The sequence below is a fragment of the Variovorax sp. GW531-E2 genome (assembly GCF_059423125.1).
On record NZ_JBWKXQ010000088.1, the window covers coordinates 1 to 20,894 of the forward strand.

General features: G+C 68.3%; 19 protein-coding genes, 1 pseudogene and 1 riboswitch. Of the genes and pseudogenes, 2 read left to right on the plus strand and 18 right to left on the minus strand.

Features of this window, described 5'->3' with window-relative positions:
• The 13 genes and pseudogenes from AC07XP_RS30405 to AC07XP_RS30465 all read right to left on the minus strand — a co-directional run.
• Positions 1-262: pseudogene (locus AC07XP_RS30405) on the minus strand (cell envelope integrity protein TolA); the annotation flags it as partial.
• A 3-nt stretch (positions 263-265) separates the two neighbouring features.
• Entirely contained in the window at positions 266-703 is a 438-nt protein-coding gene (locus AC07XP_RS30410; RefSeq protein ID WP_070060386.1) for an ExbD/TolR family protein, read from the minus strand.
• A gap of 34 nt (positions 704-737) precedes the next feature.
• On the minus strand, positions 738-1,460 hold the full coding sequence (tolQ, locus tag AC07XP_RS30415; protein ID WP_495266762.1) for a protein TolQ: 723 nt from the start codon (positions 1,458-1,460) through the stop codon (positions 738-740).
• Positions 1,457-1,915: a tol-pal system-associated acyl-CoA thioesterase gene (gene ybgC / locus AC07XP_RS30420; RefSeq protein WP_070060388.1), complete on the minus strand. Its 459-nt coding sequence runs from the start codon at positions 1,913-1,915 to the stop codon at positions 1,457-1,459. Before ybgC ends, tolQ begins: the two co-directional genes overlap by 4 nt.
• Entirely contained in the window at positions 1,912-3,099 is a 1,188-nt protein-coding gene (locus tag AC07XP_RS30425) for a pyridoxal phosphate-dependent aminotransferase (protein ID WP_492695851.1), read from the minus strand. Before AC07XP_RS30425 ends, ybgC begins: the two co-directional genes overlap by 4 nt.
• On the minus strand, positions 3,096-3,626 hold the full coding sequence (gene nusB, locus AC07XP_RS30430; protein WP_062481565.1) for a transcription antitermination factor NusB: 531 nt from the start codon (positions 3,624-3,626) through the stop codon (positions 3,096-3,098). Before nusB ends, AC07XP_RS30425 begins: the two co-directional genes overlap by 4 nt.
• Entirely contained in the window at positions 3,623-4,084 is a 462-nt protein-coding gene (gene ribH / locus AC07XP_RS30435) for a 6,7-dimethyl-8-ribityllumazine synthase (protein WP_354343432.1), read from the minus strand. The genes nusB and ribH overlap by 4 nt, the downstream gene beginning before the upstream one ends.
• Positions 4,085-4,090: 6 nt before the next feature.
• Positions 4,091-5,245 carry a bifunctional 3,4-dihydroxy-2-butanone-4-phosphate synthase/GTP cyclohydrolase II gene (gene ribBA, locus AC07XP_RS30440; RefSeq protein ID WP_495266763.1) on the minus strand — a complete coding sequence of 385 codons (1,155 nt, stop codon included), beginning with the start codon at positions 5,243-5,245 and terminating at the stop codon, positions 4,091-4,093.
• Complete coding sequence (locus AC07XP_RS30445) at positions 5,242-5,913, minus strand: riboflavin synthase (protein WP_492685487.1); 672 nt, start codon at positions 5,911-5,913, stop codon at positions 5,242-5,244. Before AC07XP_RS30445 ends, ribBA begins: the two co-directional genes overlap by 4 nt.
• Before the next feature lie 86 nt (positions 5,914-5,999).
• Positions 6,000-7,118: a bifunctional diaminohydroxyphosphoribosylaminopyrimidine deaminase/5-amino-6-(5-phosphoribosylamino)uracil reductase RibD gene (gene ribD, locus AC07XP_RS30450; RefSeq protein ID WP_495266764.1), complete on the minus strand. Its 1,119-nt coding sequence runs from the start codon at positions 7,116-7,118 to the stop codon at positions 6,000-6,002.
• 40 nt (positions 7,119-7,158) lie between these two features.
• Positions 7,159-7,602, minus strand: a complete 444-nt coding sequence (nrdR, locus tag AC07XP_RS30455; RefSeq protein ID WP_007836918.1) for a transcriptional regulator NrdR — start codon at positions 7,600-7,602, stop codon at positions 7,159-7,161.
• Positions 7,603-7,635: 33 nt separating this feature from the next.
• On the minus strand, positions 7,636-8,880 hold the full coding sequence (gene glyA / locus AC07XP_RS30460) for a serine hydroxymethyltransferase (protein ID WP_070060410.1): 1,245 nt from the start codon (positions 8,878-8,880) through the stop codon (positions 7,636-7,638).
• A 38-nt stretch (positions 8,881-8,918) separates the two neighbouring features.
• A riboswitch (ZMP/ZTP riboswitch) is annotated at positions 8,919-9,045 on the minus strand.
• Between the two features lie 49 nt (positions 9,046-9,094).
• Positions 9,095-9,955, minus strand: a complete 861-nt coding sequence (locus AC07XP_RS30465) for a lytic transglycosylase domain-containing protein (RefSeq protein ID WP_062481551.1) — start codon at positions 9,953-9,955, stop codon at positions 9,095-9,097.
• A gap of 713 nt (positions 9,956-10,668) precedes the next feature.
• Between AC07XP_RS30465 and AC07XP_RS30470 the strand changes: the two genes are divergently transcribed.
• On the plus strand, positions 10,669-14,490 hold the full coding sequence (locus AC07XP_RS30470; protein ID WP_495266765.1) for a DUF748 domain-containing protein: 3,822 nt from the start codon (positions 10,669-10,671) through the stop codon (positions 14,488-14,490).
• A 188-nt stretch (positions 14,491-14,678) separates the two neighbouring features.
• Entirely contained in the window at positions 14,679-17,513 is a 2,835-nt protein-coding gene (locus AC07XP_RS30475) for a DUF349 domain-containing protein (protein ID WP_495266766.1), read from the plus strand.
• A 72-nt stretch (positions 17,514-17,585) separates the two neighbouring features.
• On the opposite strand, the gene AC07XP_RS30480 is transcribed toward AC07XP_RS30475, so the two are convergent.
• From AC07XP_RS30480 to AC07XP_RS30500, 5 genes are all read right to left on the minus strand, one after another.
• Positions 17,586-17,879, minus strand: coding sequence for a GYD domain-containing protein (locus AC07XP_RS30480; RefSeq protein ID WP_095745032.1), 294 nt, complete (start codon positions 17,877-17,879; stop codon positions 17,586-17,588).
• Positions 17,880-18,111: 232 nt separating this feature from the next.
• A complete protein-coding gene (locus AC07XP_RS30485; protein WP_495266767.1) occupies positions 18,112-18,903 on the minus strand; it encodes a M90 family metallopeptidase in 792 nt (263 codons plus the stop codon).
• A 15-nt stretch (positions 18,904-18,918) separates the two neighbouring features.
• Positions 18,919-19,695 carry a UDP-2,3-diacylglucosamine diphosphatase gene (locus AC07XP_RS30490; protein WP_495266768.1) on the minus strand — a complete coding sequence of 259 codons (777 nt, stop codon included), beginning with the start codon at positions 19,693-19,695 and terminating at the stop codon, positions 18,919-18,921.
• 25 nt (positions 19,696-19,720) lie between these two features.
• Positions 19,721-20,233 (minus strand): peptidylprolyl isomerase, encoded by a 513-nt coding sequence (locus AC07XP_RS30495; RefSeq protein WP_070060416.1) that lies wholly within the window; start codon positions 20,231-20,233, stop codon positions 19,721-19,723.
• A gap of 27 nt (positions 20,234-20,260) precedes the next feature.
• Positions 20,261-20,857 carry a peptidylprolyl isomerase gene (locus tag AC07XP_RS30500; protein ID WP_495266769.1) on the minus strand — a complete coding sequence of 199 codons (597 nt, stop codon included), beginning with the start codon at positions 20,855-20,857 and terminating at the stop codon, positions 20,261-20,263.
• Positions 20,858-20,894 lie beyond the last annotated feature (37 nt).

Sequence of the window (20,894 nt, forward strand, 5' to 3'; positions counted from 1 at the left end):
GGGGCGGAGCGGGTGCAGGCGGCGGCGGTGCGGGCACGGGCGCCGGCGGCTCCGGCACCGACAGGCGCGGGGCGGCCTGCATCACCGTGGTGGACCACAGCTCGGCATCGACCGCGCCGTCGTCGGCTTCGCTGCGCCAGCGCACGCCCCAGGTGAGGGCGGCGATCAGCAGCGCATGGGCAATGAGGGCGAGCGCAACCGCGCGGGGCGTGCCGCGTTGCGGCGGCGGCGCGAACTCGGGGCGATCCAGGGCGAGCGACATGCCTTATTTGCCGCCCGTGGTCGTGACCGACAGCCCCACGCGCTCGATGCCGCTGCGCTTGAGCTGGTTCATCGCCTTCACGACGGTTTCGTACTTCACCGACTTGTCGGCGCTGATGACCACGGGGCGCTGGGCGTCGCCGCCTTGCGCGGCCTTGGCCGCCGAGCCGATCTGCGTCATGGGAATCGACGCGCCGCCGGTGCCGGTGGACGGGTCTTTCTTGATCTGCACTTCGTCGTCGCTCTTGATGACGATCTCGATGGGCTTGTCGGGTTGCTTGTTGGCCCGGTCGACCGTCGGCAGGTTGATCACGCTCGGCGTGATGAGCGGGGCCGTGACCATGAAGATGATCAGCAGCACCAGCATCACGTCGATGAACGGGACCATGTTGATCTCGTTGATCGTGCGGCGGCCGCGGCCCCGGGATGAAACGGCGGGCATGTCGTCGCGTCCTTTGTCTTGTGCGCGCCGCTGCTTAGCGGTTCGCGGCGGTGACCGAGGCGGCGGGCGTCACGGCGCCGGGGTTGGCCGAGAGGTTGCGCTGCAGGATGTTGGAGAACTCTTCGATGTAGGTCTCCAGGGCGATGGCGATCTTGTCGATCTCGCGCGCGAAGCGGTTGTAGCCGACCACCGCGGGAATGGCGGCGAACAGGCCGATGGCCGTGGCCACCAGCGCTTCGGCGATGCCGGGCGCCACGGTGGCCAGCGTCACCTGCGTGAGGGCGGTCAGGCCGGTGAAGGCATGCATGATCCCCCAGACCGTGCCGAAGAGGCCCACGTACGGCGACACCGAGCCGACGGTGGCCAGGAACGACAGGTTCTGCTCGGCCGCATCCAGCTCGCGCTGGAAGCTCGCGCGCATCGCGCGGCGGGCGCCGTCGAGCAGCGTGGCCGCATCGGTCACGTGGCGTTCGCGCAGCTTCTGGTACTCGCGCATGCCGGAGGCGAAGATGCGCTCCATGGGGCCGGCGAACTTGGCGTTCTGCGCCGCCGAGGCGAACAGCTCGTTCAGGCTGGTGCCCGACCAGAACTCGCGTTCGAAGTCGTCGTTGAGCACGCGGATGCGCTTGAGGGCAAAGTACTTGCGGATGATGGCGGCCCAGCTGGCGACCGACACGATCACCAGCAGCAGCACGACCAGTTGCACCACGAAGCTGGCGTGGAGCAGGAGATTGATGATGGAGAGATCTTGGTTCATGGCTTGAAAGGTTGAGTCATGGAGCCGCTGGAGTGCTCGAGGGTTCCCGAAACTTGGGCCGGAATGCGCGCAGGGCGCAAGGTGGCGGCGTCCACCCAGCCGATGCGGATCGTGCCTTCGCACAGCAAGACCGGTGCCGCGGCCCCGGTGCGTTCTTGCTCTGTTTTTGATAGCACGCGCTGACCGATTATCAACGACGCCGTGCCCAGTTGCCGCAGCTCGGCTGTAACCAGCAGTTCGTCGTCCAGCCGCGAGGGCCGATGGTATTTGAGCTGCGTTTCGCTCACCACGAACTGGCCGCCGGTGGCTTCCTTGAGCTTGCGCTGCTCGACGCCCAGGGAGCGCAGCCACTCGGTGCGACCGCGCTCCATGAACTTCAGGTAGTTGGCGTAGAACACGATGCCGCCGGCATCGGTGTCTTCCCAGTAGACGCGGATCGGAAACTCGAAACTCATTGCGCGATCATGGCCCGCAGGCGCTCAACCGATTCCTGCAGGTGCGCCATCGAACTGGCGGTGGAGAAGCGCACGAACTTCGCGGTCTCGGCGGTGCCGAAGTCGCGCCCGGGCGTCACGGCCAGGTGGGCGCGCTTCATGGTCTCGAAAGCGAAGTCCCAGCTGCCCGAGATGCCGAGCTTGTCGGCCACGCTGGTGCAGTCGGCCCAGGCGTAGAAGGCGCCATCGGGCACCACGGGCACGTTCAGGCCCAGGGCGTTCAGTTGCGGAATGAACCAGTCGCGGCGCGCCTTGAACTCGGCGCGGCGGCGTTCGTACTCGGCGATGCTCTCGGCCTCGAAGCAGGCCAGCGCCGCGTACTGCGACACCGTGCTCGCGCAGATGAAGAGGTTCTGCGCCAGGCGCTCGACCACCGGCACCAGCACTTCGGGAACCACCAGCCAGCCGAGGCGCCAGCCGGTCATGTTGAAGTACTTGCTGAAGCTGTTGATGCTGATGACGTTGTCGTCGATGGCCAGTGCCGTCTGCCCGAACGCATCGTCGTACGACAGGCCCAGGTAGATCTCGTCGATCAGCGTGATGCCGCCGCGCTGCGACACCACCTTGTGGATGCGGCGCAGCTCGTCGGGCGCGATCGAGGTGCCGGTCGGGTTCGAGGGCGAGGCCAGCAGCACGCCGCGCGTCTTGTCGGTCCAGGCGGCCTCGACCTTGGCGGCGGTGAGCTGGAAGCGCTCCTCGGCCGTGGTCGGTACCAGCACGGCCTTGCCGTCCGCAGCGCTCACGAAGTGGCGGTTGCAGGGGTAGCTCGGGTCGGGCATCAGGATCTCGTCGCCCGATTCGATGAGCGCGAGGCAGGCCAGCTGCAGCGCGGCCGAGGCACCGGCCGTGACGACGATGCGGCGGGCCGGCACGTCGACGTTGAAGCGCTGCTTGTACCAGCCGCTGATGCGCTCGCGCAGGTGATCGAGGCCGGTGGCCTGCGTGTACTGCGTGGCGCCGGCGCGCACGGCGCGGGCGGCCGCTTCCTGCACCAGGGGCGGGGCGGTGAAGTCGGGCTCGCCGATGTTCAGGAAGATCATCGGACGGTCGGTGTGGGCCACTTCGCGGGCCAGCACCCCAGCGGCTTTCGCCACCTCCATCACGTAAAACGGTTCGATGCGCTGCGCGCGCGTCGAGATCCTCATGGGCGCGCCTTGCCGGTGGCCCGGTCGGCTTCCACTTCGAGCGGACGCAGCTGCGGCGCCAGCCCGTTGAGCACGGCGTTCACGTACTTGTGGCCGTCGGTGCCGCCGAATTCCTTGGCGAGTTCGATGCACTCGTTGAGCACCACGCGCCAGGGCACGTCGGGGCAGTTCTGGAACTCGTACACGCCGATCCACATCACGGCGTGCTCGATGGGCGAGATCTCCGCGAACTTGCGGTCCAGCAGCGGAAGGATCAGCGCGTCGAGCTGTTCGGCGCCGTTGATCGAGCCGTGCAGCAGCGCGTCGTAGTGCGCCGCGTCGGCCTTGTGGAAGCCCGCGAGGTCGCGCGTGAAGTGGTCGATGTCGGTCGGGTCGTTGCGGCCCACCAGGTGCTGGTAGAGCGCCTGCAGCGCGAACTCGCGCGCGCGGCTGCGGTTCGACTTGGCCGCGGCCTTGCGTGCGCCCGTGCTGGTGAGGCCGGTGCGCGACTGGCGGGGCTTGGCGGACTTGGAGGTGTCTTCGGTCATGAAAGGGTGGCCAGCAGTTGTGCCATCTCGACCGCCACCTGGGCTGCGTCGCGGCCCTTGTCGGTCTGGCGGGCGACGGCCTGTTCGAGGTTTTCGGTCGTGAGGATCGCGTTGGCGATGGGCAGGCGGTAGTCGAGCGCGACGCGGCTCACGCTCGAGCCCGATTCGTTGGCCACCAGTTCGAAGTGGTAGGTCTCGCCGCGGATGATGCAGCCCAGCGCCACGAGCGCGTGGTAGCCGCCGCGCTCGGCGAGCGCCTGCAGTGCCACGGGCACTTCGAGCGCGCCGGGCACCTGCACATGATGGATGTCGGACGCGGCCACGCCGAGCGCCTCGAGCTCCGACAGGCAGGCCGTGGCCAGTGCGTCGGTGATGTCGGCGTTGAAGCGCGCCTGCACGATGCCGATGCGCAGGCCTTTGCCGTTGAGGGTGATCTCGCCCTTGTTGGAACCTTGCATGGTCGTTCAGTCTTTCGTGAGGTAACCGGCGATCTCGAGGCCGAAGCCGGCGGCCATGCTCGGCATGCGACGCGGCGCGCCGAGCAGGTTCATCTTGTGCACGCCGCATTCGCGCAGGATCTGCGCGCCGATGCCGTAGTTGCGCAGGTCCATGCGACCGCGCTCGGGCGCTTGCGCGGGGCGCGCGGTGCCGTCGAACTGCGCGAGCAGCTCGGCCGCGGTTTCGCCGCAGTTCAGCAGCACGGCCACGCCCTTGCCTTCGTTCGCGATGTGCGAGAGGCTGGCGTCCAGGCTCCAGGAGTGCATCGGGCGGTTGACTTCGAGCGCGTCGAGCACCGACAGCGGCTCGTGCACGCGCACCGACACCGTGTCTTCAGGCGCCCACTGGCCGCGCACCAACGCGAGGTGCACGCCGCGGCTGGGCTTGTCGACGAAGGCGTGGGCCGTGAAGACGCCCCAGTTGGTCTGGATCTCGCGGCAGCCGACTTTTTCGACCAGCGATTCGACGCGGCTGCGGTGCTCGATGAGCGCGGCGATGGTGCCGATCTTGAGGCCGTGCTCGGCCGCGAAGATCTGCAGGTCGGGCAGGCGGGCCATCGTGCCGTCTTCGTTCATCACCTCGCAGATCACCGAGGCGGGCGAGCAGCCGGCCATGGCGGCCAGGTCGCAGCCGGCTTCGGTATGGCCGGCGCGCATGAGCACGCCGCCGTCCACCGCCTGCAGCGGGAAGATGTGGCCGGGCTGCACCAGGTCGGCGGCCACGGCGTTGCGTGCCACGGCGGCCTGCACGGTGCGGGCGCGGTCGGCGGCCGAGATGCCGGTGGTCACGCCTTCGGCCGCCTCGATGGAGACGGTGAAGGCGGTGGAATGCTTGGCGCCGTTGCGCTGGACCATCGGCGGCAGCTGCAGCCGCTCGCACATCTCGCGCGAGAGCGTGAGGCAGATCAGGCCGCGCGCGTGGCGGGCCATGAAGTTGATGGATTCGGCGGTGATGTGGTCGGCGGCGATGACGATGTCGCCTTCGTTCTCGCGGTCTTCCTCGTCCACGAGGATGACCATGCGGCCGGCGGCCAGCTCGGCCACGATGTCTTCGACCGGGGAGATCGGTGCGGGTGCACGGTCGGCGCGCGGGGCGCCGATCGGCGTGACGGAGGCGTTCATTTCGAAGTGTCCTTGGGAGACGTGGAAGACGTCAGAGAGGGGGTGAGCATGCCGGCCTGAAGCATGCGCTCCACGTAGCGCGCCACGGTGTCGATTTCGAGGTTGACCTTCGAGCCGGCCTTCAGGCCGCCGAGGGAGGTGTTTTCCACGGTGTGCGGGATCAGGTTGATGCTGACCTCGGCGCCATCGGCGATGTCGCTCACGCTGTTGACCGTGAGGCTCACGCCGTTGATGGTGATCGAGCCCTTGTAGGCCAGGAAGCGGGCAAGGGCGGGCGGTGCGACCACGCGCAGCTCCCAGCTTTCGCCGACCGGCGCGAAGAAGCTCACGTGGCCGATGCCGTCCACGTGGCCCGAGACGATGTGGCCGCCGAGGCGGTCGCTCGCGCGCAGGGCCTTCTCGAGGTTGATGCGGCTGCCTTCGTCGGTCAGGCCGGCCGTCTTGTCGAGGGACTCCGCGGAAATGTCGATGGTGAATTGCCCGCGTTCAGGTGCGAGCGTGGTGACCGTCATGCAGGCGCCGTTGAGCGCGATGCTGTCGCCGAGCCCGACGTCGTCGAGGTAGCCGTCGGGCACCTCGATGCTGAGTCGCTTGCCGTAGGAGGAGGAGGTGCCGAGGTCGTGGATGGCGGCGATGCGCCCCACGCCGGTGATGATTCCGGTGAACATTTCCACATTTTCGCAGACATCGAGGGGTCTTCGGCCCGAAGGGCCGGTTTGCGGCTGCGAATGTGCCGCGCCGCGTGGGCGGCGGCTCAGAAGCGGTCGCGGCCGGCGACGCGCGCGACGATGCGCAGGTCGGGCCCCAGCATGTCCACCGACTTGAATTCGAGCGGCAGCGCGCCTGCGAGCGAGGTGAGCGGGCCTTCGGCATGCAGGTGGCTGGCGATGTCGAGCCCGCTGCCGATCAGCTTGGGCGCCAGGTACACCAGCAGCTCGTCCACGCAGCCCTCGCGCAGCAGCGAGCCGTTGAGCTTGTGGCCCGATTCGACGTGCAGCTCGTTGACGCCGCGCGCCGCGAGGTCCCGGAGCATCGCGGGCAGGTCGACCTTGCCGTGCAGGTTGGGCAGGCAGGTGATGGTGGCGCCGCGGGCTTCGAGTGCGGCCGCCTTTTCTTCGTTGTGCCGGCTGGCGGCGTAGATCCAGACGGCGCGGCCAGCTATGAAAATGTGAGCGTCGGGCGAGGTCTGGAGATGGCTGTCGACCACCACGAGGTGGGGCTGGCGCGGCGTGTCGACCAGGCGCACGTCCAGCCGCGGGTTGTCTTCGAGCAGCGTGCCGACGCCGGTCAGCACGGCACCGGTGCGGGCCCGCCAGGCGTGGCCGTCGGCGCGCGCGGCCTCGCCGGTGATCCACTGGCTCACGCCGTTGTGCAGGCCGGTGCGGCCGTCGATCGAGGCGGCGATCTTCATTCGAACCCAGGGCTGCTGGCGGATCATGCGGCTGAAGAAGCCGATGTTGAGCTCGCGGGATTCGTCGGCGCCCGGGCCGACTTCGACCTCGACGCCCGCCGCACGCAGGCGCTCGAAGCCCTGTCCCGCCACGAGCGGGTTCGGGTCGGCGAGCGAGGCCACGACGCGGCGCACGCCGGCGGCGATCAGTGCGTCGCAGCAGGGGCCGGTGCGGCCGTGGTGCGAGCAGGGTTCGAGCGTGACGTAGGCGGTGGCGCCCGCAGTCGAATGGCCTTGGGCTTGCGCGTCGCGCAGCGCCATCACCTCGGCATGCGGGCCGCCGGCTTGTTGGGTGTGGCCCTGGCCGATCACGCGGCCGTCGGCGTCGCACAGCACGCAGCCGACGCGCGGGTTCGGGTCGGTCAGGCGGATCGCGGAGGCGGCCAGCCGCAGAGCGGTCGCGATGTGTTCGGAAGAGGGCATGGGTACGGAGCGAAAAAGGCTGCGCGGGTCGGCGCGCCGCTCAGATATCGCGCAGCAGCTGCCGGAACTCGTCCACGTCCTCGAAGCTGCGGTACACCGAGGCAAAGCGCACGTAGGCGACCTTGTCGAGTTTCTTGAGTTCGCGCATGACGAGCTCGCCGACTTTCGTCGAATCGATTTCGCGCAGGCCGCTGGCCAGGAGTTTCTGTTCGATGCGCAGCAGGGCGTTGTCGATCTGCTCGATGCTCACGGGGCGCTTGCGCAGCGCCAGCATCATCGAGGCGCGCACCTTGGTCGAGTCGAAGTCGGCGCGGCTGCCGTCCTTCTTGACCACGACGGGGAAGTTGACGTCGGGGCGCTCATACGTGGTGAAGCGTTTGTCGCAGGCGCTGCACTGGCGGCGCCTGCGGACGAAGTCGGCGTCTTCCGAAACGCGGGTCTCGACGACCTGCGTTTCGAGATGACCGCAAAAAGGGCATTTCATGCGGCCAGTGCTTCTCTTCTTCTGATTACGAAATCAACGGTAGACAGGGAAGCGGCTCGTCAAGGCGTGGACCTTGGCGCGCACCGCGTCGATGTTCGCCGCGTCGCGCGGGTTCTCGAGCACGTCGGCCACCAGGTTCGCCGTGATGCGGGCCTCTTCGTCCTTGAAGCCGCGGGTGGTCATGGCGGGGGTGCCGATGCGCACGCCGCTGGTGACCATCGGCTTTTCCGGGTCGTTGGGGATCGCGTTCTTGTTGATCGTCATGTGGGCGGCGCCCAGCACGGCTTCGGCTTCCTTGCCCGTGATGCCCTTCGAACGCAGGTCGACCAGCATGACGTGGCTTTCGGTGCGTCCGCTCACGATGCGCAGGCCGCGCGAGGTGAGGGTGTCGGCCACGATCTGGGCGTTCTTGACCACCTGTTGCTGGTAGGCCTTGAACTCGGGCGTCAGGGCTTCCTTGAACGCGACGGCCTTGGCGGCGATCACGTGCATCAGCGGGCCGCCTTGCAGGCCGGGGAAGATGGCGCTGTTGATCGCCTTCTCGTGCTGCGACTTCATCAAAATGATGCCGCCGCGCGGGCCGCGCAGGCTCTTGTGCGTGGTCGAGGTGACGATGTCGGCGTGCGGCACCGGGTTGGGGTACACGCCCGCGGCCACGAGGCCGGCGTAGTGGGCGATGTCGACCATGAAGATCGCACCGACGTCCTTGGCGACCTTGGCGAAACGCTCGAAGTCGATGTGCAGAGAGTAGGCCGAGGCGCCCGCGATGATCAGCTTGGGCATGTGCTCATGCGCCTTGCGCTCCATCGCGTCGTAGTCGATGGCTTCGTTGGCGTCCAGGCCGTAGCTCACCACGTTGAACCACTTGCCGCTCATGTTGAGAGGCATGCCGTGGGTCAGGTGGCCGCCTTCGGCCAGGCTCATGCCCATGATGGTGTCGCCGGGCTTCAGGAAGGCGAGCATCACGGCTTCGTTGGCCGAGGCGCCGCAGTGCGGCTGCACGTTCGCGGCGTCGGCACCGAAGATCTGCTTGACGCGGTCGATGGCCAGTTGCTCGGCCACGTCGACGTGCTCGCAGCCGCCGTAGTAGCGCTTGCCCGGGTAGCCTTCGGCGTATTTATTAGTGAGCTGCGAGCCCTGGGCGGCCATGACGGCCGGCGAGGCGTAGTTCTCGCTGGCGATCAGCTCGATGTGATGTTCCTGGCGCGCGTTTTCGGCTTGAATGGCGGCCCAGATTTCGGGATCGGTCTGTTCGACCAGGATATTGCGTTGGTACATGGCAGTCCTTTGAAGACGAGGTCCTTGTTCAACCAAACAAGGGCTGCCCAGGCGAACGGCTGAACGCCTGTTGTGGCCAGGCGGCACGCTTCCCAGTGGTATTCCACGTCAGCGCGTGGCACCTTTTTCAGGGTGCTGCGCCTATCGCCAGTCGCGTACAGGCCGAGTGTAGCGCAGGCCCGCACGCATCCGGGCCGGGAGGGCCGGCAAGGCCTCAGGAAACTGCGGAGAGCAGGGCGACCTTGGCCGGCTCGCTGCCGGTGGCGGGCTCTTCACCCGCGGGCTTGGCCGGTGCCACGACCGGGATCGGCTGTGCGCGCGCCGTGGTCGGCGGTGGCACGACCATCGTCGAGGGCGCGCGGCCGGCGGCGACCTGGCGCAGGCGCTCGTGCTCGGCCAGCACCTTGGCGGCATAGCCGCCGTCGTCGTCGAGGTTGGCGGCGCCCACGTAGTAGCGCAGGCCGCCTTCGAGCGAGCCGGCGCGGGCGATGCATTCCTGCAGCACCTTCACGCCGACGCGCATGTTGGTCACGGGGTCGAAGGCGGTGAGCGTGCCGCCCGCGCTTTCGTACTTGTCGCCGTGAACGCGGGTCATGACTTGCATCAGGCCCTGGGCGCCGACGTGGCTTTGCGCGAACGGGTTGAAGCTGGATTCGATGGCCATGATGGCCAGGATCAGCGTCGGGTCGAGCTTGGTGCGCTTGCCGATCTGGTAGGCCTCGGAGACCAGCACGCTCAGCGGCTCGGCCGCAACGCGGTACTTCTTGCTGAGCCAGTAGGCCACCGCCGCCTGCTGCTTGGGCAGCTCGTCGGGGCTCGCGGCCGTGGTGCGCTCGATGGCGGTCGGCTCGAGGTCCGTGGGTTCGGGCGCGGGCTTGCGCGACTGCAGCCAGCCCATCAGTTGTTCCTCGCCGGTCTTGCGCAGGTCGGGGCGCGCCACGAGGGCGAGGGCCGCGAACACGATGGCCAGGCCGACCAACGCAAACCCGTTGTGGGTGATTTCAAAAAAGCCGTCTGCCACATCGGACACGAAGGTCCGTAGCCCGCGGGCTGTGGCATCAAACGCCTTGCTCATCGCTTTTTTCCTTTCTGTGCGGCACCTGGCATGCAGCGCCTGAAAGGGCGGTGGATGAAGGCAGCGGCGCTTGGATTGGTATGTACGAATCAGGCTCCGCGCATGGAGGGGGTGTGGGGTAGGGAGCGCGGCGGCCTGATCACGCCGGTGGAATTCGGCAGCGGATTCAGGGAGGCCCTGCTGCGTCCGGCAGCAAGGGCAGGCGGGATTCTATCGTGGCTAAATACACGGTCAAGCATAAGGATTTGGTTTCATATGTTAATAAGTGCTTGAAGAATCCCCCCGTCCGAGGGGCTTCCAAGGGGAGCGGGCCTACGGGAAATCCCTTGGAAAAAGGGATTTGCAAAGGAAGGGTGAGACGCCTAATCTGGACGGGCCTGAGGTTTCAGGCGTTTTTCCGAAGTCAGGCAGTCCGAGGTGCAAGTCAAGGACTCGAACGATGGAGGACTCCACGGCGGCAATCTCTTGCTGCCAGCACGGCGGGAACCATTACTTCCGGTCGCGCGAATCGATGGCATGGGTTTTGAGCCCGCCATCAAGCCCGGTGACAAGACACTTCGTCGACTCACCGGGCTTTCTTGTTTTCGGGGCGCGCACTTTCGGCCTATCCACGCCGGCGGTGATTGCCTTCGCATCACAACGCCTCGCCAAAAGGGAACGCATTCACGTTTCCGCAGACTTTGTTGGCATCTGTTTGCGGCACACTTCTGTGGATGGATGCTGCTTCGATCAAACAGAACAAATGGGTGCGGCGTGGGGTTGTCGCGTTGCTGGTGTTGTTGGCCCTGTGGGTCATCGCGTGGCTGGCGGTGCCGCCGATCGCCAAGAGCCAGCTCCAGAAGATCGCAAGCGAAAAGCTGGGCCGGCAGGTCACCGTCGGCAAGATCGACTTCAAGCCCTGGACGCTCGAGCTCGCACTGAATGACCTGCGCATCGCCACCGCCGACGGCAAGCAGCCGCAGGTGGCCATCAAGCGCATCTATGCCGACGCCGAACTGCAATCGCTGTTCCGCCTGGCGCCCGTGATCGACGCGGTGACGGTCGAGGCGCCCGCGGTGCTGCTCACGCACCTGGCCGACGGCAAGTACGACATCGACGACATCCTGGCCAAGCTGGCCTCGGGCCCGCCGCCCGATCCGAAGGCCGAGCCTGCGCGCTTCGCGATCTACAACATCTCGATCAAGGACGGCGCGGTCGACTTCGACGACCAGACCGTCAAACGCCGGCACGAGCTGCGCGGCTTCATGCTGAATGTGCCGTTCCTGAGCAACCTCGCGTCCAAGCGCGAGATCAAGACCGAGCCCAAGCTGGCCTTCGCGCTCAATGGCAGCCAGTTCGACTCGGCCGCCTTCACGACCCCGTTCGCGCAAAGCCGCAAGACCGACGCCCACGTGCAGTTCAAGGGGCTCGACCTCGTGCCCTACCTGGGCTACATCCCCGGCGGCCTGCCGGTGAAGCTGCAGGCCGGCAGCCTGGATGCCGACCTGAAGATCGATTTCCAGCAGACCAGCACCATCGGACTGAAGATCACCGGCACGGTCGAGGCCCATGGCGCCAAGCTGGGCGACGCGCGCGGTCGCGACCTGCTGGGCTTCGACTCGCTCAAGCTGGCACTGGCCGACGTGCGACCGCTGGAGTCGGTGTTCCACCTGAGCGAGGTCGCGCTGACCAAGCCGCAGCTGGTGGTGGCGCGCGACGCCGCCGGCCAGCTCAACCTGATGGCCACCGACCCGGCGACCGGCGCGGCCGAAAAGGCGGCGCCGCTGCCCGCGCCCGCCGCCAGCGCCCCGGGCGGCAAGCCGGTCGCCGAGAAGCCCAAGCTCAAGGTGCAGGTCGACAAGATCGCGCTCGACGGCGGCCGTGTCGGCTGGCGCGACGAAACCGTCAAGCCCGCCGCGGCCATCGACCTCACCGACCTCGGCATCAACCTCACGGCCGTCACCTGGCCCATGGAAAAGCCCGCGCAGTTCGAAGGCAGCAGCGCCGTCGCGGGCGCCACGCTGAAGTTCAAGGGCAACGCCACCGACAAGGTCGCCGACGTGCAGACCGAGGTCGAGGCGCTGCCGCTGTCGCTGGCCGCGCCGTATCTGGCGCAGAGCCTGGAGCCCACGCTCGACGGCAAGCTCAGCGGCCAGATCGACGTGTCCTGGGCCCAGCCCGACCTGAAGTTCAAGGCGCGCCGCCTCGCCGCCGACGGCCTGGCGCTGACCCAGGCCAAGACCGCGCTGGCCAGCGTCGGGCGCTTCGAGCTGGTCGACGCCGAGGTCGACATGACCAAGCACACCTTGAACATCGCGTCGTTCACCGCGACCAACCCCAAGGTGAGCGTCGAGCGCGACAACGAGAAGCGCTGGATGTTCGAGCGCTGGCTCAAGACCCCGGCCGGCGGCGCCAAGGTGGCGGCGCCCAAGCCGGCCGACGCCGGCGCGGCGCGCCCGAATAGCGCCAACACCAAGCCCTGGGCGCTGACCCTGGGCACGCTGGCGGTCGACAACGGCAGCCTGTCCTATGCGGACAAGGCCGGCTCGGCGCCGGTGGCGATCGAGGTCACGGCCTTCAAGCTGCTGGCCCAGAAGATTGCACCCGACACCAACACCGTCTCGCCGCTGCAGGTATCGGGCCGCATCGGCGCGGGCCGCCGCGCGGACCCGGGACGCTTCGACTACAAGGGCAACATCGTGCTCAAGCCGCTGGCGGCCGAGGGGCGGCTCGAGGTGGCGTCCTTCCCGGCGCATGCCTTCAAGGCCTACTACGCCGACGCGCTCAATGTGGACATCCGCCGCGCCTTCGCGAACTACCGCGGGACGGTGCGCTACGCAAGCGCGCCGGCCGGCATGAGCCTGAAGCTGGCCGGCGACACCGCGCTGGACGACTTCCGCGCCAACAGCGTCTCGCTGACCCAGTCGCCTGGCTTCGACCGCAACAACAGCCAGCTGCTGAGCTGGAAGACCCTGAGCCTGCGCGGCCTGCAGGTCAGCCTCGCACCCAACGCGGCCCCGACCGTGGACGTGCGCGAAACCACGCTGACCGACTTCTTCGCGCGCGTGATCGTCGACCCCACCGGCCGCCTCAACCTGCTGAGCCTGACCAAGAAGGGCGAGGAAGCCTCGAAGGCCGCCGCGGCCGCCGCCACCGAAGCCAGCACCAGGAAGGGTCCGGGCGGCACGACCACCACGACCCGCGCGCCGGCCGCCTCGGCGCCGCAGCGGGCTTCGGGCGGTGCGCCGGTGTCGGCCGAAGCCATGGTCGGTGGTGCACCCGAGCCTGCCCCGGCTGCGTCCGCACCCGTCGTGGCTGCCGCGCCTGCGGCCGACAGCGGCCCGACGCCCGTCATCAACTTCGGTCCGATGAGCCTGGTCAACGGCAAGATCGACTTCACCGACCTGTTCGTCAAGCCCAACTATTCGGCCGACCTGAGCGAGCTGACCGGCAAGCTCAGTTCCTTCTCGTCGAACCCGCCGAACGGGCAGGGCGGCCGGCCGGCGCTGGCCGACCTCGAGTTGCGCGGCAAGGCGCAGCAGACCGCGGCGCTGGAAATCACCGGCAAGCTCAACCCGCTGGCCAAGCCGCTCGAACTCGACATCACGGCCAAGATGCGCGACCTCGACCTCGCGCCGCTGTCGCCGTACTCGGTGCGCTACGCGGGCCACGGCATCGAGCGCGGCAAGATGAGCATGGACGTCAACTACAAGATCGCGCCCGACGGCCAGCTCACCGCCACCAACAAGCTGGTGCTCAATCAGCTGAAGTTCGGCGACGAGGTCGCTGGTGCGCCCAACAGCCTGCCCGTGCGCCTGGCCGTGACGCTGCTGGCCGATCGCAACGGCGTGATCGATGTCGACCTGCCGCTGCGCGGCTCGCTCAACGACCCGCAGTTCAGCATCGGCCCGTTGATCTTCAAGGCGGTGGTCAACCTGATCGTCAAGGCTGTGACCGCGCCGTTCAGCCTGCTGACCGGCGGCCTGGGCGGTGGCGGCAGCGGCGACTCGAGCGCCATCACCTTCGAGCCCGGCAGTTCCACGCTCAGCAGCGGCGCCAAGGAAAGCCTGGACAAGGTCGTGAAGGCCCTGACCGAGCGGCCGACGCTGCAGATGACGGTGGTGGGTACCTCCAGCCTCGAGAAGGAGCGCGACGCCTACCAGCGCCAGCGCCTGCGCCAGCTGACCCAGGCCGAGAAGCGCCGCGTCGCGGTGCGCGGCGGCCAGACCGGCACCGAGGTGGCGCCGGTGACCGATGCCGAATACCCGGAGCTGCTCACGGCCGTCTACAAGCGCTCCGACATCACCAAGCCGCGCAACATGGTCGGCCTGGCCAAGGACCTGCCGGTGAAGGAAATGGAAAACCTGCTGCTGGCCAGCGTGCCGGTCGACGAGGAATCGATGCGCCAGCTCGCCGTCGAGCGTGGCGCGGTGGTGCGCGACTACCTGCTGGCGCAGAAGCTGCCGAGCGAGCGCCTGTTCCTGGGGGCCGTGCGCACCACGGCCAGCGGCAACGACTGGAAGCCCGGCGCCGAGCTGAGCCTGACCATGAAATAGCCGGCGGGGCTTGGCTTTCGCCTCGCCTTGCCATATATCTTGCGGGCCCTTTTCAGCCCGCTGAACGGTGCGCGCCGCAGTTCCGACACGGAATTCGGCGGGCTGTTCGCCAACTGGGTGAAAATGTCGATGTGCGCCGGCCTTTGCCGGCGCCTTCGCTTTCTCTACCAAGACAACGATTTCGCGCAGTGACCTCTACTTCTTCCAAGCCACACGACCTCCAGGCCCTCGACACGCTCACCGGCGGCGCCTTCACCGCGCCGACCTCGGGCGAGCGCGCCGCGCGCATCCGCGACTGGCTCGCGGGCAACCCTTCGTCCGAGCAGATGCAAGAGGTCTTCAAGGAGTTGAGCGGCCGCGACAAGGGCGCCGCGCGCCTGCTGCGCGAAAAGCTCGACGAAATCAAACGCGCCAAGGGCCAGGAAGCCATCGCCGCCGAATGGGCGCAGAAGGCCGAAACGCTGCTGGCGCAGTCCAAGCTCAACATCGCCGACGCACTGGCTTGGCAGCGTGACGCCGCCAAGGCCGGCGCGCCGTTGTCGCGCGAACCGCTGGCCGGGCTGAAGGCCCAGCTGGCCGAGCGCGTCAAGGGCATCGAAGACCTGCAGCACCGCGCGCAGGTCCACCGCGAAGCCGCCGTCCTGCTGGCGCAGCGCTTCGAAGTGCTGTCCACCAAGGGCTGGAAGGACGCCCAGGCCGCCGAGGAATCGCTGCGCGCCGACGTGACCCACTGGCAGCAGCAAGCCGCCGACATCGTGGCCGATGCCAACTGGAACAGCCTCGACGCCAAGTTCGCCCCCCAGCTCGAAGCTTCCAAGTCGCAGCTGCTCGTGGTGTCCGATTCGTTCCACGGCGCGCTGGCGCAGGCCGTTGCCGCCGCGGCCGATGCCGCCGCGCCGCTGCCGCCCGTGCCTGTGTGGGCAGACGAACTGCGCGCCGCACGCGGCGAAGTGGTTGCGCCCAAGCCCGCCGCGCCCGCCCGTCCCGCCGCACCCAAGGTCGACCCGGCCGTGCGCGCCGCGGCGCAAGACGCCGTGCAGGCCGCCCTCGCCAAGCTCGAACAGGAAACCGCCGAAGGCCATGGCAAGGCCAGCGCCGGCGCCGCCGCTGCGCTGCGCGCCGTGCTCAAGGAACACGGCAAGCTGGTCGACGCGCCGCTCGAAGCCCGCGTGCATGCCGCACTGGTCGCTGCCGGCGAACTCGAAGGCTGGCAGCGCTGGAGCGCCGACAAGGTGCGCGAAGACCTCGTCGCCAAGGCCGAAGGCCTGCTCAAGCGCCCCGAAGGCCAGGCCCTCGGCGGCCGCAAGATGCAGGAAACCCTGCGCGCCCTGCGCGACCAGTGGAAGCAGGCCGACCAGGGCGGCGTGCCGAACCATGCGCTGTGGAAGCGTTTCGACGAAGCCTGCAACGAAGCCCACAAGGTCGTCGAGGCCTGGCTCGAGAAGGTGCGCGCCGATGCCGCCGAACACCGCGCCCTGCGCGTCGCACTCATCGAAGAGGTTAAGGCCTGGGCTGCCGCCCATGCCGGCGCCACCGACCTGAAGGCGCACAACCGCGCGCTGCACCAGTTCGCCGACCGCTGGCGCGATGCCGGCCACGTGGGCGAGAAGGTGTTTGCCGAGCTGCAACCGCTGTGGAATGAAGCCTTCGGCGCCGCCCGTGCCCCGTTCGAAACCGCTCAGAAGGCCAGCGTCGAACGTCGCCAGGCCATGATCGCCGAAGCCACCGAGCTGGGTGCCCAGCCGATGCTGCGCATCGACGCCGTGAAGGCGCTGCAGCAGCGCTGGCAGCACGAGGCGCAGAGCGTGCCGCTCGATCGCCGCCACGAACAGAAGCTGTGGGACGCCTTCCGCGCGCCCATCGACGAAGCCTTCAACCGCAAGACGGTCGAGCGCGAAAAGGCATCGGCCGCCATGAGCGAGCACGACCGCCATGTGCTCGAAGCCTCCAAGGCGCTCGACGCGGCCAATGCCGGCGGCGACGCACAGAAGATCCGCGCCGCCATCGCCGGCCTCGAAGCTGCACTGCGCGGTGAAGCGCCTGCGCCCGCCACCACGAGCGACGGCCCCTCGGTCGGCGCGACCGGTGTCGAAGCCCCCGGCCAGGCCGCGGCCGAGTTCGGCGAAAGCGCCGAGCAGACGCCGGGTTCGAGCGATGCCGAAGCCACGCCGTCCGCACCCGCGGCAGCAGTGGCCGACGCGCCCGACCTGGTCGCTCCCGCAGACGGCGCCGATGCCTCGGCCCGCAGCGATAGCGCCGCGCACGAAGCCGGTGAGGCTGCGAGCGTCGCACCGGCCGCGCCGCCGAAGCCCGCACCCAAGCCCGTGGTCGCCATGCGTGGCGACGACCGGCCGAGCAGCAAGAAGGCCGAAGCCGCACCGGCCGCTCGCGGCACGGGTCGCTTCGGTGATCGCCGCGACGGTGGCCGTCCCGGTGCCGGCAGCCCCGGCCGCCCGAACGACCGTGGCGGCCCGCGTCCCGATGCCCGTGGTGGCGATCGCGGTGCACCGGGCGGTGGCCGTTTCGGCGACCGTCCGCCGCGCGAAGACCGCGGTCCGCGCTTGGGTGATGCCGCCTTCCGCGCGCAGCGCGAGGCGCTCGAGCGTGCCGACATGGCGCTGCGCAAGCTGGCCGCGCAGGCCCACGGCGAAGCGCTCACGCAGGTGCTCGGCGCCTGGGAGCAGCGCGATGCCGCGCGCCTGCCGAGCGTGCAGGAACTCGGCCGTGCCGTGACGCCGGCCGTGCGCACGCAATGGTCGCAGGCCGTGGGCGCCGCACCGACGGCCGCCGCGGGCGATGCCGCCGAAGCGCTGCTGCGTCTGGAGATGGCCGCCGAAGTGCCGACGCCCGCCGAGCAACTCGATGCACGCCGCGCGCTGCAGCTCAAGCTGCTGACGAAGCGTGGCGATCCGACGCCGGCCCAGACCTGGGGTCAGGACGCCGGCAAGGTGCTCGCCGCTGCGCACGACGCCGCCACCGCGCGCCGTCTGCAGAACGCGCTGAAGGCCTTGCTGCGCAAGTAAGGCGTCCGCGCGCGTTCATGAGAAGGAGCCCGCCGCGTGCGGGCTTTTTCATGTGTGTCGACCCGTCCCGGCTCAAGGCAATTTAGCCAGGATCTTGTCCATTTCTCCGGCGGTATAGGCGCGCAGGGAGCGCGTGCGCACATTGCCCTGCATGGCGATGGCCAGACTGAATGCACAGAGCGCCTGCTCGTCCTCGGACTCCAGCACGCAGACCACATCGCAGTCGCCCATGGTCCAGAAGATCTCGCGCATGTTGACGCCGAGCTTCTGTGCGGTTTCCTTGGCGGCGGCAGCGCGTTTGGTGGTTTCCTTGACGCTCTGGATGCCCTTGTCCGTGAAGCTCAGCATGCCGATATAGGTCACCATTTTCTGCTCCTGTGTTGTTATCCGCGGGGGACGAATCACATGAAGCAACGCCGCCCCCGATGGCGACGCTCCAGGTCATCGGGCGCGCAGCGGTGCTGTGGAGGGCGATGGCCGCAGCGATGCTACGCCTGGGGCCTGCAAAGGCAAGGCGCTCCCGATCAGCGCCTACTCAGGACGAGGTATGCGGACTGCCATCGCGCGCGCAAGCAAGGAAACCAGATGTGAGGGGCGGTCAGGCCTGCGCAGGCCGAAAGAACGCATCGAAGAGAACCAGCACTCCCGGGAAGTCCCGCGCGAAGTTCGGCCGGTTCACGAAGTAGGCCTCGCAGGCCACCGCGAAGAACTCGCTGATCGAGGTCGCGCCGTAGTCGTCGAGCCAGGGTGGCTCGGCGCCGAAGCGCTCGGCGAGGATGGTCTTCTCGCGGAAGTCGTCGTATGCCGGCTGCAGCACGGCCATCCAGGCCGCACGCGCCTCGCGTGCGCTGCGCCGGCCCATGAAGCCGGCTGGCAGCGGCGGGCAGCCGTCGGCGATGCCGTTGCGCATGTCGATCTTGTGGGCGAACTCGTGGATCACGACGTTGTAGCCGCCCTCGCTGCTGACGCTGCTCGCGAGCACGTCCTGCCAGCTGAGCATGACGGGGCCCTGGTCCATCGCCTCGCCGGCGACGACCTCTTCGTACTCGTGCACGACCAGCGCGTCATCGACGACCTTGCGCGGCGCCACCACCTCGGACGGGTGCACCACGATGCCGACGAAATCGTCGTACCAGTCGAGCCCGTCCTTCAGGTGCAGCACCGGCAGCACGGCCTGCGCCGCGATGGCCAGCGCCACCTCGTCGGTGATGACGAAGCCCTGCGTGCCATGGAATTCCTTGTCCCGCAGGAACTCGGCCGCGAGCGTGCGTAGTTGTTGCTGCTGCGCGGGCGGCAATTCGCCCAGGAAGGCGTAGCGCGTGAGCGTGGCGCGCCAGGCGGCGTCGGGAATCGGGGGCAGGGCGCGCAGCCGGCGCAGCCACTTGAACATCGGTGTTCGGTGTGCTTACCGCAGGTCGACGCGCTGCGCGCCGGCGGCCGACAGGCACAGCAGCTGCGCGCGCGGCGGGTGCGCGGCGGCGTCCCAGTCGCTCAGCACGATGCGACGCAGGCCGTGGCCCAGGTCGTGGACGGCGGGGCGGTGGGTGTGGCCATGGATCAGCGCGCTGGCGCCCGCGTGCTGCAGCCATTGGCGGGCAGCGTCGGCGTCCACGTCGGCCCAGAGGGTCGAGGGATCGCGCTTGCGGTCTTCGCTCTGTGCACGGATGGCGCGGGCGAGGGCGCGGCGCTCTTCCAGCGGGCGCGCGAGGAATGCGGCCTGCCATTCAGGCGTGCGCACCTGGGCGCGAAACTGGAGGTAGTCGGTGTCTTCGAGGCAGAGCGCGTCGCCATGGCTGAGCAGCCAGCGTTCGCCGTGCAGCACCAGCACCGTGGGGTCGTCGAGCAGCGTCAGGCCGCATTGCGCGGCAAATGCCTGGCCGACGAGGAAGTCGCGGTTGCCGTGCATGAAGAACACCGGTATGCGCTGCGCCGTGCGCTGCAGCAGCTCGACGCATTGCGCCTCGAAGCCGGGCTGGGCGGCGGCATCGTCGCCCACCCACACCTCGAACAGGTCGCCGAGGATGACCAGCGCATCGGCCGGCGTGGTCTGCAGGTAGCCCTGCCAGGCCTCGAAGGTGGCCAGCTCGCTGGCCTGCAGGTGCAGGTCGGAAATCAGGTCGACGGTGCGCCACGCGGGCGGCGCCACCAGCTCGGAGAAAGCCGGGTTCGCCACCGGGGTCATGCCGCTGCGCCGTGCCTGAAGTGCATCACTCGACAGTGACGACTGCCTTTTCGATCACGACGTCCTCGAGGGGCACGTCGTCATGGAAGCCCTTGCGGCCCGTCTTCACGGCCTTGATCTTGTCGACGACATCGGTGCCGCCCGTGACCTTGCCGAACACCGCGTAGCCCCAGCCCTGGGCCGAGGGGGCGGTGTGGTTCAGGAAGCCGTTGTCGGCCACGTTGATGAAGAACTGGGCGGTGGCCGAGTGCGGTGCGCTCGTGCGGGCCATGGCCACGGTGTAGTTGGCGTTCTTGAGGCCGTTGTTGGCTTCGTTCTCGATCTCGGCGCCGGTGGGCTTTTGCTTCATGCCGGGCTCGAAACCGCCGCCTTGCACCATGAAGCCGGGGATCACGCGGTGGAACACCGTGTTGTCGTAGTGGCCCTTCTTCACGTACTCGATGAAGTTGGCGGTCGACTTCGGTGCCTTCACGCCGTCGAGTTCGAGCGTGATGACGCCGTAGTTCTTGATGTGCAGTTCGACTTGGGGGTTGCTCATGAGTTAGCTCCTTCTTCGGAAACGGGATTACTTCGCCAGCGTGGCGGACTTGATGGTGAGGGTTTCGACGGGCACGTTCTGCATGCCGCCCTTGTTGCCGGTCTGCACGGCGCGGATCTTGTCGACCACGTCGGTGCCGGCGACGACCTTGCCGAACACGGCGTAGCCGTAGCCGTCGGGGTTGGGCGCGTTGAGCGAGTCGTTGTTCTTCACGTTGATGAAGAACTGCGAGGTGGCCGAATTGGGGTTGCCGGTGCGGGCCATCGCGATCGTGTACTTGTCGTTCTTCAGGCCGTTGTTGGCTTCGAGCGGGATCGGCGGGCGCGTGGGCTTTTGCTGCAGGTCGGCCGTGAAGCCGCCGCCCTGGATCATGAAGCCGTCGATGACGCGGTGGAACACCGTGCCGTCGTAGTGCTTGTCCTTGACGTACTGCAGGAAGTTTTCGACCGTCTTGGGGGCCTTGGCCGCATCGAGCTCGACCACGATGTCGCCCGCCGAGGTGGCGAGCTTGACGCGCGGCGCGGCCTGCTGGGCGTGCGCGCCGGCGGCGGCGCCGAAGGCCAGGGCCGCGGCCAGTGCGAGGGCGCCGCGGCGGCTGAAACGGGAAAGTGCAGAGGTCGTCAAATGAGGCTCCGTGTGCGGGTGGAGGGGAGGGCGGTGG